Below are 13743 nucleotides of genomic sequence, written 5' to 3'. Positions count from 1 at the left end.
CGCGGTCTCAAGGGGTACGATTACGCCGCGTCTCGATGATGTTCGGCAACTGCGAGATCCGCCCCAGCAGGCGCCCCAGCGCGTCCAGGCCTGGAATCTCGATGGTCAGCGACATCAACGCGGTATTGTCTTCCTTGTTGGAGCGGGTGTTGACCGCCAGCACGTTGATCTTCTCGTTCAGCAACACCTGGGACACATCGCGCAGCAGGCCCGGGCGGTCATAGGCGCGGATGACGATGTCCACCGGGTAGGTTTGCACCGGGATCGGGCCCCAGCTCACCTGGATCATGCGCTCGGGCTCCTTGCCCGCCAGTTGCAGCACCGATGCACAGTCCTGGCGGTGGATGCTCACGCCACGGCCCTGGGTGATGTAGCCAACGATGGCATCGCCCGGCAGCGGCTGGCAGCAGCCTGCCATTTGCGTCAGCAGGTTGCCGACGCCCTGGATCTGGATATCGCCACGCTTGCCACCGCGCGGCCCGCTCGGTTTGCGCGGGACCAGCTCGATCTGCTCGATGCGCTCGGGCTCAAGCAGTTGCTGGGCAGCATTGACCAGGTGCGCCAGGCGCAGGTCGCCGGCACCCAGTGCCGCGAACATGTCTTCTGCCGTCTTCACGTTGGTCTTGTCGGCCAGGCGCTCGAAGTCCACCTGAGGCAGGCCCAACCGGCTTAGCTCACGCTCAAGCAGGGTCTTGCCGGCGGCGACGTTCTGGTCACGTGCCTGCAGCTTGAACCAGTGCACGATCTTGGCCCGCGCCCGTGAAGTGGTCACGTAGCCCAGGTTCGAGTTCAGCCAGTCGCGGCTCGGGTTACCGTGCTTGCTGGTGATGATCTCGACTTGCTCGCCGGTCTGCAGGCTGTAGTTGAGCGGCACGATGCGCCCGTTGATCTTGGCACCCCGGCAGTTGTGGCCGATCTCGGTGTGCACCCGGTAGGCGAAGTCCAGCGGCGTGGCGCCTTTGGGCAGGTCGATGGCGTGGCCGTCCGGGGTGAACACGTAGACCCGGTCCGGCTCGATATCCACCCGCAGTTGTTCGGCCAGGCCGCCGATATCACCCAGCTCTTCGTGCCATTCCAGCACTTGGCGCAACCAGGAAATCTTTTCTTCGTAATGGTTGGAGCCAGACTTTACGTCGGTGCCCTTGTAACGCCAGTGGGCGCACACCCCCAGCTCAGCCTCTTCGTGCATGCCGTGGGTGCGGATCTGGACCTCGAGGACCTTGCCCTCAGGGCCGATTACTGCCGTATGCAGCGAGCGGTAGCCGTTTTCCTTGGGGTTGGCGATGTAGTCGTCGAACTCCTTGGGGATGTGCCGCCACAACGTATGCACGATACCCAGCGCGGTGTAGCAGTCACGAACCTCCGGCACCAGTACACGTACGGCACGCACGTCGTAGATCTGGCTGAACTCGAGGCCCTTGCGCTGCATTTTGCGCCAGATGGAATAGATGTGTTTCGCCCGGCCGCTGATATCGGCGTTCACGCCCGTGGCCAGCAGCTCGTTCTGCAACTGGTTCATCACATCACTGATGAAGCGCTCGCGGTCCAGCCGACGCTCGTGCAGCAGCTTGGCGATCTGCTTGTATTGATCGGGCTCGAGATAACGGAAGGACAGGTCCTCGAGTTCCCACTTGATGTGGCCGATGCCCAGGCGGTGTGCCAGGGGGGCATAGATGTCGAACACCTCGCGGGCAACCCGCAGGCGCTTCTCGTCGTCGGCACCCTTGACTGCACGTATCGCGCAGGTGCGCTCGGCCAGCTTGATCAGCGCCACGCGCACATCGTCGACCATGGCCACGAGCATCTTGCGCAGGTTCTCGACCTGCGCCTGGGAGCCCAGCACCAGCGACTGCCGGGGGCTGAGGCTGGCGCTGATCGCAGCCATGCGCAGCACGCCGTCGATCAGCTTGGAAACCACCGGGCCGAAGCGCTGGCTGACCTCGGCCAAGGTCACCTTGCCCTCACGTACCGACCGATAGATGACCGCTGCCACCAGGGAGTCCTGGTCGAGCTTGAGGTCCGCGAGGATCTCGGCGATTTCAAGCCCGGCCTGAAAGCTGGAGGTACCGTCTGCCCAGGAATGCTTGGCAGGGTTGCCCTTCTTCTCGACGTCCAGGGCAAACTCGCAGGCGTCTTTCAGCGCAGCGCGGTCCAGTGCCGAATCGACGCTCACCACGTGGTCCAACCACCCTTCGAGATTGATACTGCCGTCGGTGTTGACCGGCTGGTGCACTCTCACCTGTACCATCTTTGTTCTACCTTTCCATACAGCGCACCCCACGGATGCACTGGCAATCACCGCACGGCTGCCAATCCTTGAAAGCCGTACCAAGGGGCCAGCAGCATGCTAGCCCGCTTCGAATAACGCCATGGCCTCGACATGTGCCGTCTGAGGAAACATGTCGAGAATCCCGGCCCTTTTTAACCGGTACCCCTGCCCAACCAGCACCTGCGCGTCTCGCGCCAACGTTGCCGGGTTGCACGATACATAGACCAGCCGTTTGGCCTTGAGGCGGGCGATGCCTTGCACCACCTCGAATGCACCGTCACGCGGTGGGTCCAAGAGTACCGCAGAAAAGCCTTCGGCGGCCCATCCGGAGCCGGCCAAAGGCTGCGATAAATCGGCCTGAAAAAACCGTGCGTTATGCACATTGTTGCTTCGGGCGTTGGCGGCGGCCCTGTCGACCATGGCCTGCACGCCTTCAACTGCTACCACCTCACGCGCCTGGCGGGCCAGTGGCAGGGCGAAATTGCCCAACCCGCAGAACAGGTCCAGCACCCGCTCGTCAGCCTGCGGTGCCAGCCAGGCCAGGGCCTGTTCGATCATCGCCGTGTTGACCTGGGCGTTGACCTGCACGAAGTCCCCTGGTCGCCAGGCGAGCTCCAATTGCCAGGGCGCTAAGGCAAAGCCCAAGGGTGCACCCTGCACCACCGGGGCAGGCTCATCCTCCCCCTGCAGCCACAACTGAGCGCTGGCCTGCTCGCAGAAGGCCTGCAACCGAGCCAGGTCTTCGGCAGGCAACGGCGCCACATGGCGTACCAGCACCGCCTCGGCAGTGCCGCTGAACAATTCCACATGCCCCAGCGCCTGCGGCTTGCCCAGCGAGCGCAGCACGGTTGGCAGATGCCGCAGAATCGACTGCAAGGGCTGTACCAGCACCATGCAATCGTCGAGGGCGACGATGTCCTGGCTGGCTTCGGCGCGCAACCCCACCTCCAGGTGCCGCGCCTTGGCGTCCCAGCGCACGGCCACCCGCGCACGGCGCCGGTAGCCGAACTCCGGCCCGCTCAGCGGCGCCGCCCACTGCTCGGGCTGCACGCCGGCCACCCGCTGCAACTGTTCGGCCAGGGTGCGCTGTTTCAGCGCCAGCTGCGCCGCATGGGGCAGGTGCTGAAGGTTGCACCCGCCACAGCGGGCATAGTGCCGGCACGGCGCCTCACGGCGCTCGGGGCTGGCTTGCAGCAGCCGCTCCAGGCGCGCGTCCACCACCTTGCCGCGGGCACTGAGCACCCGCGCCTCGACCACCTCACCTGCCAGGGCGCCACTGACGAACCAGGTACGCCCGTCATGAAAGGCAATGCCTCGGCCGTCGCCGGCCAGGCGCTCCACGGTCAATTGCTGCTTCTTGCCCACAGGTACCTGGGGGCTGCGGTTACCGCCGGCTGGCTGGAAGCGCAGGCCGCTGTTGCTCTTTTTCTTGGACATTTAGCTGTGATCGAACAGGCCAGTGGACAGGTAGCGGTCGCCACGGTCGCAGATGATCGCGACCAGGGTGGCATTTTCCACTTCGCGGGACAGACGCAGCATGGCGGCCACCGCACCACCGGAGGACACGCCGCAGAAAATGCCCTCTTCGCGGGCAAGCCGGCGCATGGTCTCTTCGGCTTCCTGCTGGGACATGTCGACGACGCGATCAACCCGGGCGGCATCGAAGATTTTCGGCAGGTACTCTTCTGGCCAACGGCGGATACCGGGGATGGCAGAGCCCTCCATCGGTTGCAGGCCGACGATCTGCACCGCCGGGTTCTGCTCCTTGAGGTACTGCGAGCAGCCCATGATGGTACCGGTGGTGCCCATGGAGCTGATGAAATGGGTAATGGTGCCCTGGGTCTGCTGCCAGATTTCGGGGCCCGTGCTGTTGTAGTGGGCAATCGGGTTGTCGCCGTTGGCGAACTGGTCCAGCACCAGGCCACGGCCTTCGGCCTGAAGCTTTTCGGCCAGGTCCCGGGCACCCTCCATGCCTTCTTCCTTGGTCACCAGGATCAGCTCGGCGCCGTAGGCGGTCATGGCGGCCTTGCGCTCGGCGGTGGAGTTGTCGGGCATGATCAGGATCATCTTGTAACCCTTGATCGCTGCCGCCATCGCCAGGGCGATACCGGTATTGCCGGAGGTGGCTTCGATCAAGGTGTCGCCGGGTTTGATCTGGCCGCGCAGTTCGGCCCGGGCGATCATCGACAGCGCCGGGCGATCTTTCACCGAGCCGGCAGGATTGTTACCTTCAAGCTTGAGCAGGAGGGTATTGCTGGTTTGGCCAGCCAGGCGCTGCAGGCGAACCAGAGGCGTATTGCCGACGCAATCGGCGATGGTTGGGTACTGCAAGGTCATGGTGTGCTTCACAATCCAGGCGGCAGGGGCGCCTATCATACCGGCAAACCCTTGCGCGCCATATCACGCAATCTGTGGTGCATATAGCTACACGCTATATCAAATGCCCAGTCATTGATTTCGGCCTGGCGCATGCGCGGGCAAGCGCAGCCACAGGCGCAACCCACGCGGCCCATTGCGCGCCCACAGGGTGCCGCCCTGGCGCTGGATAGCACTGCGGGCGATGCTAAGGCCCAGGCCAAAGCCGCCGTCACCGGGCCGCGAGCCATCCAGCCGGGAGAACGGCGCGAAGATGCGCTCCAGGTCCTGTTCGGCCACTCCGCCACCTTCATCTTCAAGCCACAGCCACCAGCACCCCGCCTCCCTGCGCCCACCCAGACGCACTACCCCCTCGGGGGGCGAGTGACGAATGGCGTTGCGCAGCAGGTTCTCCAGCGCCTGGGCCAGATAATTGAGGTTGCCCTGCACCCAGCAGCCCGCGGGCACCTCACAGTGCAGGCGGGCGGGTGACCAGCCGCACTCGTAGCAGGCGTTCTCGGCCAGCAGGTCCCACAGCGCCTGCACCTCGATGGGCTCCAGGTTCATCGGCGCACGCTCGGCGTCCTGCCAGGCCAACTGCAAGGTGCCTTCGACCAACTGCTGCATGCAGTCCACTTCTCGCCTCAGGCGCTCGCGCAACCCCTGTAGCTCCGGCTCGCTGTCGCAGGCCACGCGCAAGCGGCTCAGGGGCGTGCGCATCTCGTGGGACAGGTCACGCAGCAACTGCTGCTGGATAGCCACGGTGCCTTGCAAGCGTTCAGCCATCTGGTCGAACGCCCGCGCCAGTTCGCCCAGTTCGTCGTGACGGGCCAGTAGGCGTGGTGCCAGGCGGGCCGACAGCTGGTCGGCACGCCAGGCATTGGCCTGCTCGCGCAGTTGGTTCAGCGGCACGATCAGCATGCGGTAAAGGCCCACGCAAAGCAGCAGGGTGAACAGCCCGGGGATGATACCGTTGGTGAGGATGCGCCACAGCAGCAGGTACTGGCCTGGGTTGAAGCGCTGTGGCAGCTCGATGACCAGCATGGCCTGGTCTGCTGCGCCCGGGAACGGAACACGCATCCACGGCTGGTCGACGCTGCGCCTGCTCATGGGCCAGTCAACCCCCCGCAGGCGGGTCAGGCGCTGCAGGGCTTGTGCATCGAGCGTGGCGCTGTCCAGCGGCCGCAAGTTGGCATCCAGCACACCCACCCAGCCGTGCTCACGCCGGTGCATCTGCGCCACCCAACGGTCCAGGCCCTCACGCCCACCGCTGCGCCAGGCGTGCTCGGCCTCGGCTGCATAGGCGCGCAACGCTGCACGCGCAGGCTCGTCGAGGTAGGCGTTGCGGGTTTCCATATGCCGGCCCCAAGTGAAGCTGAGCCCGATCATCAGCAGGCAGAAGCCCACCAGCAGAATGGCAAGCTTCCAGAACAGCGAGTGCCGGTCGAGCACGGCCTACTGCACCTCAAGGGCGCTGAGCACGTAGCCTTTGCCCCAGACGGTACGGATCTGCCGCCCTTCGTAGCCGATGCCCTTGAGCTTGCGGCGCAGCTGGCTGACGTGCATGTCGAGGCTACGATCATGCTGCGAATAGCCCCGCTGCAGCACCTGTTGGTACAGGAAGGGTTTGCTCAGCACCTCATCGGGGTTACGGGTCAGCATTTCCAGCAGCCGGTATTCGCTGGGTGTCAGGCCCGCCGCGCAGCCGGCCAGGCGAACGTCCAGGTGCGCCTCGTCCAACTCCAGTTCGCCCCGATCCGTATGTTGTAGCTGCGGCCGGTGGCAGCGCTCCAGGCGCACGCGGCGCAGGATCGCTTCGATACGCACCTGCAATTCGTCCATGCTGAACGGCTTGGGCAGGTAGTCGTCCGCGCCACGCTTGAAACCGACGATGCGGTCAGCCTCGGCGCCCAGCGCCGACATCAGGATGACCGGCGTGGCGCCCTGCCTGCGCAGCTGGGTCAGGGCTTCCAGCCCGTTGAGCCCGGGCAGCAGGATGTCGAGCAGCACGACATCGAAGACCCGGCGGCTGGCCGTTTCCAGGCCCTCCAGGCCATTGCGGCACCAGGTGACCTGAAAGCCGCCGCGCTGCAATTGCTCGTGGAGGTAGGCGCCCAGTACAGGGTCGTCTTCGATGGCGAGGATGGCGGGGCTGGGCGTCGCTACAAGATTCATTGGCAACTGCAATTTATTCTCAATTGCCAGATTATTCAGCATCCCGTACACGACAGGCAACTGCATCCCGTGCAGCTTGGCCACAGAAGGCAAAAACACCGACTAAACAGGTGCATTAGCCTGGCAGGCGGAGTAACGTCGCCCCTTGGCCGTCACACACGACGGTGTCCAGGCACATGACAGGAGGCGGTGTGCTCGATCGTTTGGGGATTCGCAGCCGGGTGCTTCTGCTGGCCTTGCTGCCGGCCGGGCTGATGGCACTGGTACTGGGCAGCTACTTTACCTGGCTGCAACAAAGCGACCTGCGTACGCAGTTGCTGCAACGCGGCAAGATGCTCGCCGAGCAACTGGCGCCTTTGGCGGCACCCGCCATGGCGCGGCCGGCGCCCGCGCAGCTTGAACGCATCGCTGCCCAGACCCTGGAGCAGCCCGACGTGCGTGCCGTCGCCTTTCTCGCCCCGGACCGCACACGGCTGGCCCACGCCGGCCCCAGCATGCTCAACCAGCCCCCCAGCGGCGGCAGCGGCACGCAGCTGCTGCAACGCACGGGCAACGACGCCACCCGTTACCTGATGCCGGTCTTCGGCCACCATCGTGACCTGGCCACTGAAGCGGTGCCGGCCGAAGCCGAACGCTTGCTGGGCTGGGTAGAGATCGAACTGTCCCACGACGGCACACTGCTACGGGGCTACCGCAACCTGTTCACCACCCTGCTGCTGATCCTCGCCTGCCTGGTACTCAGCGGGCTGCTGGCACTGCGCATGAGCCGTGCCATCAACCACCCTATCGAACGCATCAAGCATGCGGTCAACCAGCTCAAGGACGGGCACCTGGAAGAACGCCTTCCGGCCATGGGCAGCCATGAACTGGATGAACTCGCCCGGGGCATCAACCGCATGGCCGAAACCCTGCACAATGCCCATGAAGAGCTGCAGCACAGCATCGACCAGGCCACCGAGGACGTACGCCAAAACCTTGAAACCATCGAGATCCAGAACATCGAACTGGACATGGCGCGCAAGGAGGCCCTGGAGGCCAGCAGGATCAAGTCGGAGTTCCTGGCCAACATGAGCCACGAAATCCGCACCCCGCTCAATGGCATCCTGGGCTTCACCCATCTGCTGCAGAAAAGCGAGCTGATGCCGCGCCAGGTGGACTACCTGAACACCATCGAAAAATCTGCCGACAACTTGCTGGGCATCATCAACGAGATTCTCGACTTCTCCAAGATCGAGGCCGGCAAGCTGGTGCTCGACAGCATTCCGTTCAACCTGCGCGACCTGATCCAGGACACCCTGACCATCCTGGCCCCGGCCGCCCACGCCAAACAGCTGGAGCTGCTGTGCCTTATCTACCGGGATACGCCATCGTCGCTGATCGGTGACCCGCTGCGGCTCAAGCAGATCCTCACCAACCTGGTCAGCAATGCCATCAAGTTCACCCGCGAAGGCACGATCGTGGTCCGCGCCATGCTCGAAGACGAACACGAAGACAGCGCGCAGTTGCGCATCAGTGTGCAGGACACCGGCATAGGGTTGTCGCCCCAGGATGTGCGCACCCTGTTCCAGGCCTTCAGCCAGGCCGACAACTCACTGGCCCGGCAACCCGGCGGTACCGGCCTGGGCCTGGTGATTTCCAAACGCCTGATCGAGCAGATGGGCGGCGAAATTGGCGTTGACAGCACGCCTGGGGAAGGCTCGCAGTTCTGGATAAGCCTGAACCTGCCCAAAGCCCACGACGATGTCGAAGCGCTGCCGCTGCAACCCTTGCTCGGCCGCCGTGCCGCCATCGTCGATGGCCATGAACTGGCGCGCCAGGCACTGGACCACCAGTTGCAGGACTGCGGGCTGAGCGTCAGCCAGTTCGCGTCCTACGATCAGCTGGTGCAGGCAGTGCAGGCCGCGAGCCAGGCGGGGCAGCCGTTCGACTTCGCGGTGATGGGCGCCAACCTGGGCACCCTTTCGCCCGAGCAACTGGGCGAGTACTACCAGCAACTCGAACGCCACCACTGCCAGTGCGTGGTGCTGTGCCCCACCACCGAGCAAGCGCTGTATCACCCTTACCTGTCCAACGGGCACGGCCAACTGCTGTCCAAACCCTCCTGCACCCGCAAACTGCGCCGCTTGCTGCTGGAGATGGTGCAACCGCGCCGGCCGCAAAATGAAACCAGCCCACTTCACGGCCAGCACCAGCCAAAGATTCTCTGCGTGGACGACAACGCGGCCAACCTGCTGCTGGTGCAGACCCTGCTCGAGGACCTGGGCGCCAGGGTAGTAGCGGTCGACAATGGCTACGCTGCCGTTCAGGCCGTACAGGACCAACCCTTCGACCTGGTGCTGATGGACGTGCAGATGCCCGGCATGGATGGCCGGGCCTGCACCGAACAGATTCGCCTGTGGGAAAACACCCAGAGTGGCAACCCACTGCCAATCGTCGCCCTTACCGCCCACGCCATGGCCAACGAAAAACGCGCCCTGCTGCACGCCGGCATGGACGACTACCTGACCAAGCCGATCAGCGAGCGACAACTGGCCCAGGTGGTGATGAAGTGGACCGGGCTCAGCCTGGGTTCGCCCCAGCAGGCCCAGGCCGAGCTGCCACCCAACGCCGATGAACTGAAGGTGCTGGACCACGAAGAAGGCCTGCGCCTGGCGGCCGGCAAGGCAGACCTGGCAGCAGACATGCTGAGCATGCTGCTGGCCGCGCTGGATGATGACCGCAGGGCCATACGCGCTGCCCGCGATGCCCAGGACCGCACTGCGCTGATCGAACAGGTGCACCGTTTGAACGGCGCCTCCCGTTATTGCGGCGTGCCGCAGCTACGGGCGGCCTGCCAGCGCAGCGAAACCTTGCTGAAGCAGGACAGTACACAGGCAACCCAAGCCCTGGATGAACTGGACAGCGCAATCGTTCGCCTGGCTGCACAAGCCCGGTCGACCGGCTGAGGTTAATTGCCGACGGGCAGCATTCCACGCCGTTGGCCACGGACACACAAGGAGCCAGACATGCGTGCACTGCTGTTCAGTTGCCAGCATTACGATCAGGAGAGTTTTTCGCGGGCCGCCCAGCATTACGGTGCGGACCTGCACTTCCAGCCCGCCCGCCTGACCCTCGACACGTCTACCCTGGCACAAGGGTATGAGGTGGTTTGCGCATTCATCAATGACGAGCTGGATGCGCCGGTGCTCGAACGCCTGGCAAGCGGTGGCACGCGCCTGATCGCCCTGCGCTCTGCCGGCTACAACCATGTCGACCTGGCCGCCGCACGGCGCCTGGGCCTGGCCGTGGTACGTGTGCCGGCCTACTCGCCCCACGCCGTGGCCGAACATGCGGTAGCGCTGGTATTGGCGCTGAACCGCCGGCTGCACCGCGCGTATAACCGTACCCGTGAGGGAGACTTTACCCTGCATGGCCTGACCGGTTTCGACCTGCACGGTAAAACCGTCGGCGTGGTTGGCACCGGGCAGATCGGCGCCGCCTTTGCCCGTATCATGGCCGGTTTCGGCTGCCAGTTGCTGGCCTACGATCCCTACCCCAACCCTGACCTACTGGCCTTGGGCGCTCGGTATCTACCGTTGCCCGAGCTGCTGCACGAGGCCCACATCATCAGCCTGCACTGCCCGCTGACCGAAGGCACCCACCACCTGATCAACGCCCAGAGCCTGGCGCAGTTGCAGCACGGCGCCATGCTCATCAATACCGGGCGCGGCGCATTGGTCGACACCCCAGCGCTGATCGACGCGCTGAAAAGCGGCCAGCTCGGTTACCTGGGCCTGGACGTGTATGAAGAAGAAGCCCAGCTGTTTTTCGAGGACCGCTCCGACCTGCCGCTGCAGGATGACGTATTGGCGCGGCTGCTGACGTTCCCCAACGTGATCATCACGGCCCACCAGGCCTTTCTCACCCGCGAGGCACTGGCGGCCATTGCCGAGACCACGCTGGAAAACATCAACCGCTGGGCGGCGGGCAATCCGCAGAATCTGGTGGTGGGTTAGTGCTAGGATACGCGGCATTTCTGGAGGACCCATGGTCGAACACGATTTTCGCTACACGCTTTTCAACCCGCAACACACCCTGATCGAGTGCCGCGCATTGGTGCCGGGCCGTTATCAGGTCACAGGCAACGGCGGCTCGATGCACAAAGGCGACACCTTGCTGGTGACCCTCAAGGGTAGCAAGGACCTGTCCATGCGCTTGGCCGTCGAAAGCGTACGCCACCTGATCAACCCACGCGGTCAATGGGTCGCCGTGGCCAGCGGCCCAGTGTTCAACGAACTGGAAATCCTCAACTGGCAGGTCGAGTGCAACAGCTGCGCGGCAGTACTGGATTTCGAATTCGCCGTGGACGCCAAGCTGGGCAAGAAAGCCCGCCAGCCTGCTGCCAGTGCCCGTATCGCTGAGCTGGGCTGGGTAAGCCGCGACGAGAAGCACCTGTGCCCGCGTTGCCAGGGGGTTGCCCAGTGAAAAACCTGCTGACCGGCGCGCTGATCGCCACCGGCCTGCTGGGCTGCGCCGCACAGCCTGCCAAGCTGCAACAGGAGCGCAGCTATGTGCTGGAGTGGATCGGCGAGCGCCCACTGATCGACGACAGCCACCTGACCCTGACCCTGGCCAGCGACGGCCGTGCCTACGGCAACGCTGGGTGCAACCACTGGTTTGCACCCTACACCCTTGACGGCGAGCGCCTGAGCTTCGGCCATGTGGGCAAAACCCGCAAGCTGTGCGCACCCGCCTTGATGGAGCAGGAAAAGCGCTTCCTGCAGGCGCTGGAAACAGTCCAGCGCTGGGACATGTCCCCTGTTGACCAGCTGCGCCTGTGGCCTGCCGAGGGCAAGCCGCTGCGCTTGTGGCCCGAGGAAGGGTGATGGGTGGTGGGCCGCACGCTGAGCGGTGCTCACGCGTGCCGGCTCGGTAATGCGCGGCCCGCCCGATTTACGCGCCCTTCAACGCCTTGATCTTCGCCTGCAAGCCCTCCAAGGTCTGCTCGCCCAGCAGTTGCTCGCGCACCTTGCCCTTGTCATCGATGATGTAGGTCACCGGCAGCGCCTCGCTGCGTGGCAGGTCATAACGCTCGGCCGGGTCCTGGGCCAGTACGGTGAAACCAATACCCAGGGTGTCGGCTGCCTGCTTCAGGTCCTGGCCCTGCAAGCCATCGAAGTTCACCCCCACCACCCTGACACCGTCAGCCGCCCACTGCTTGGCCGCAGCGTTCAGTTCAGGGATTTCGGTACGGCACGGCCCGCACCATTCTGCCCAGTAGTTGAGCACCAGCCAGTGGCCGTCAAGCTGCTCGGCCTTCACTGCATTACCGTGTTGGTCCACGCCATAATCGGCACCGCAACCACCGAGCAACAAGCTTGCGGTGATGGCCAGTACTGCTGCCAGACGCCTTGCCATGGGTCAATCCTTCTCGAGTTTTAGAGCAAATGGGGCGGTCGCTGCGGTTAGAATAGCCGCCACACCCTGCTGGATGCGACCCCACATGACCGACCTGACGCTCTATCATAACCCGCGCTGCTCGAAATCCCGCGCCGCCCTGGGACTGCTCGAGGCCCGCGGCCTGGCGCCCACCGTGGTGCGCTACCTGGAAACGCCTCCCGATGCTGCCACCTTGCGGGCCATACTGGGCAAGCTGGGCATTGGCGCGCGCGGGCTTCTGCGCACCGGCGAAGACGAATACAAACAGCTGAACCTGGCCAACACAGCGCTCACCGACGCACAACTGGTCGAAGCCATGGTCAGCCACCCCAAGCTGATCGAGCGGCCCATTCTGGTGGCCGGCGACAAGGCCGTGATCGGCCGCCCACCTGAGCATGTGCTGGAGATTTTGCCGTGAGCGAACCCTACATCCTGGTGCTCTATTACAGCCGCCATGGCGCCACCAGCGAGATGGCCCGGCATATCGCCCGTGGCATCGAACTGGCAGGCCTGGAGGCGCGCCTGCGCACCGTGCCGGCCATCTCTACCGAGTGCGAAGCGGTAGCGCCCGACATCCCAGCCAGCGGGGCCCTGTACGCCACCCTGGACGACCTGCGCCACTGCGCCGGCCTGGTGCTGGGCAGCCCTACCCGCTTCGGCAACATGGCAGCACCGTTGAAATACTTCCTCGATGGCACCAGCAGCCTGTGGCTGGGCGGTGAACTGGTCGGCAAGCCTGCTGGTGTGTTCACCTCCACCGCCAGCTTGCACGGCGGCCAGGAGACCACCCTGTTGTCGATGATGCTGCCACTGATGCACCACGGCATGCTGGTGATGGGGCTGCCCTACAGCGAGTCGGCACTGCTGGAAACCCGTGGCGGTGGCACCCCCTATGGTGCCAGCCATCATGCTGGCGCCGACGGCAAGCGCGAGTTGGACACCCACGAAATCGCCCTGTGCCGTGCCCTGGGCCAACGTCTGGCGACCACTGCCAAGGCCCTGGAGGCTGCGCGTGGCTAGGAAGCCCAAGGTGCTGCCGCCGCTGGAGTGGCTGGCGCCGCGCCTGCGCCTGGCGCGGGCAACGAGCCTGGCACTGTTCTTCGGCCTGATCGCCCTGCTGGTGGTGAACAACCTGTGGTTCGCCAACCTCCACGGCGCGCGAGTCGGCGTGATCCTGGCGATTGAGCTGATCCCGTTGCTGTTGCTGCTGCCCGGCATGCTGCTAGGCAGCGCACGGGCCCATGCCTGGACATGCTTCGTGGTGAACATCTACTTCATCAAGGGCGTACTGGCCGCGTTCGACCCGGGGCGGGCGGTGTTTGGCTGGGCCGAAGTGCTGATCAGCCTGGGGCTGTTCATTGCCGCGTTGCTGTTTGTGCGCTGGAAGTTCCAGCATGAGCGGCGCATGGCGGGTGAAGGGGGATAAGGTCGGGGGGGGGGGGGGGGGGGGCCGGCGGGCCCGCCCCCCCCCCCCCCACGGCCGGCGTCGTTTTCCACATATTCTATGGGCGCGTCAGGGTCCAGGC

The 13743-nt window shown here is 64.7% G+C and carries 13 protein-coding genes; 7 read left to right on the top strand and 6 right to left on the bottom strand.

What is annotated here, in order from left to right:
* Positions 1-7 precede the first annotated feature (7 nt).
* The 5 genes from relA to IAE33_RS19840 form a co-directional block, all read right to left on the bottom strand.
* Entirely contained in the window at positions 8-2248 is a 2241-nt protein-coding gene (gene relA / locus IAE33_RS19860; RefSeq protein WP_028635039.1) for a GTP diphosphokinase, read from the bottom strand.
* 99 nt (positions 2249-2347) lie between these two features.
* Positions 2348-3706, bottom strand: a complete 1359-nt coding sequence (gene rlmD, locus IAE33_RS19855; protein ID WP_201164767.1) for a 23S rRNA (uracil(1939)-C(5))-methyltransferase RlmD — start codon at positions 3704-3706, stop codon at positions 2348-2350.
* Positions 3707-4606, bottom strand: a complete 900-nt coding sequence (cysM, locus tag IAE33_RS19850) for a cysteine synthase CysM (RefSeq protein WP_028635037.1) — start codon at positions 4604-4606, stop codon at positions 3707-3709.
* Positions 4607-4717: 111 nt separating this feature from the next.
* The gene (locus tag IAE33_RS19845) at positions 4718-6076 is read right to left on the bottom strand and encodes a sensor histidine kinase (RefSeq protein WP_201164766.1); all 1359 of its coding nucleotides are present in this window, start codon (positions 6074-6076) and stop codon (positions 4718-4720) included.
* 3 nt (positions 6077-6079) lie between these two features.
* Positions 6080-6799 (bottom strand): response regulator transcription factor, encoded by a 720-nt coding sequence (locus IAE33_RS19840; RefSeq protein ID WP_201164765.1) that lies wholly within the window; start codon positions 6797-6799, stop codon positions 6080-6082.
* Positions 6800-6990: 191 nt separating this feature from the next.
* On the opposite strand from IAE33_RS19840, the gene IAE33_RS19835 reads away from it, so the two are divergent.
* The 4 genes from IAE33_RS19835 to IAE33_RS19820 are packed head-to-tail and all read left to right on the top strand — an operon-like array spanning position 6991 to position 11664.
* Positions 6991-9744 (top strand): response regulator, encoded by a 2754-nt coding sequence (locus IAE33_RS19835; protein WP_201164764.1) that lies wholly within the window; start codon positions 6991-6993, stop codon positions 9742-9744.
* Between the two features lie 60 nt (positions 9745-9804).
* The gene (locus IAE33_RS19830; RefSeq protein ID WP_201164763.1) at positions 9805-10794 is read left to right on the top strand and encodes a 2-hydroxyacid dehydrogenase; all 990 of its coding nucleotides are present in this window, start codon (positions 9805-9807) and stop codon (positions 10792-10794) included.
* A 31-nt stretch (positions 10795-10825) separates the two neighbouring features.
* On the top strand, positions 10826-11263 hold the full coding sequence (locus IAE33_RS19825) for a hypothetical protein (protein ID WP_201164762.1): 438 nt from the start codon (positions 10826-10828) through the stop codon (positions 11261-11263).
* Positions 11260-11664 carry an META domain-containing protein gene (locus IAE33_RS19820; RefSeq protein WP_201164761.1) on the top strand — a complete coding sequence of 135 codons (405 nt, stop codon included), beginning with the start codon at positions 11260-11262 and terminating at the stop codon, positions 11662-11664. Before IAE33_RS19825 ends, IAE33_RS19820 begins: the two co-directional genes overlap by 4 nt.
* 67 nt (positions 11665-11731) lie before the next feature.
* On the opposite strand, the gene IAE33_RS19815 is transcribed toward IAE33_RS19820, so the two are convergent.
* Complete coding sequence (locus tag IAE33_RS19815; RefSeq protein ID WP_201164760.1) at positions 11732-12196, bottom strand: TlpA disulfide reductase family protein; 465 nt, start codon at positions 12194-12196, stop codon at positions 11732-11734.
* A gap of 85 nt (positions 12197-12281) precedes the next feature.
* Here IAE33_RS19815 and arsC point away from each other — a divergent pair, with 85 nt between their 5' ends.
* Genes arsC through IAE33_RS19800 form a run of 3 tightly spaced genes read left to right on the top strand, consistent with a single transcriptional unit; the run spans position 12282 to position 13643 of the window.
* On the top strand, positions 12282-12635 hold the full coding sequence (gene arsC / locus IAE33_RS19810; protein ID WP_201164759.1) for an arsenate reductase (glutaredoxin): 354 nt from the start codon (positions 12282-12284) through the stop codon (positions 12633-12635).
* Positions 12632-13237 (top strand): NAD(P)H:quinone oxidoreductase, encoded by a 606-nt coding sequence (wrbA, locus tag IAE33_RS19805; protein WP_028635028.1) that lies wholly within the window; start codon positions 12632-12634, stop codon positions 13235-13237. The genes arsC and wrbA overlap by 4 nt, the downstream gene beginning before the upstream one ends.
* The gene (locus IAE33_RS19800) at positions 13230-13643 is read left to right on the top strand and encodes a DUF2069 domain-containing protein (RefSeq protein WP_201164758.1); all 414 of its coding nucleotides are present in this window, start codon (positions 13230-13232) and stop codon (positions 13641-13643) included. The genes wrbA and IAE33_RS19800 overlap by 8 nt, the downstream gene beginning before the upstream one ends.
* Positions 13644-13743: the final 100 nt, after the last annotated feature.

Origin of the sequence: Pseudomonas sp. S60, assembly GCF_016647865.1 — a bacterium.
GTDB lineage: Bacteria > Pseudomonadota > Gammaproteobacteria > Pseudomonadales > Pseudomonadaceae > Aquipseudomonas > Aquipseudomonas parafulva.
This window is presented reverse-complemented; position numbering and strand designations above follow the sequence as displayed.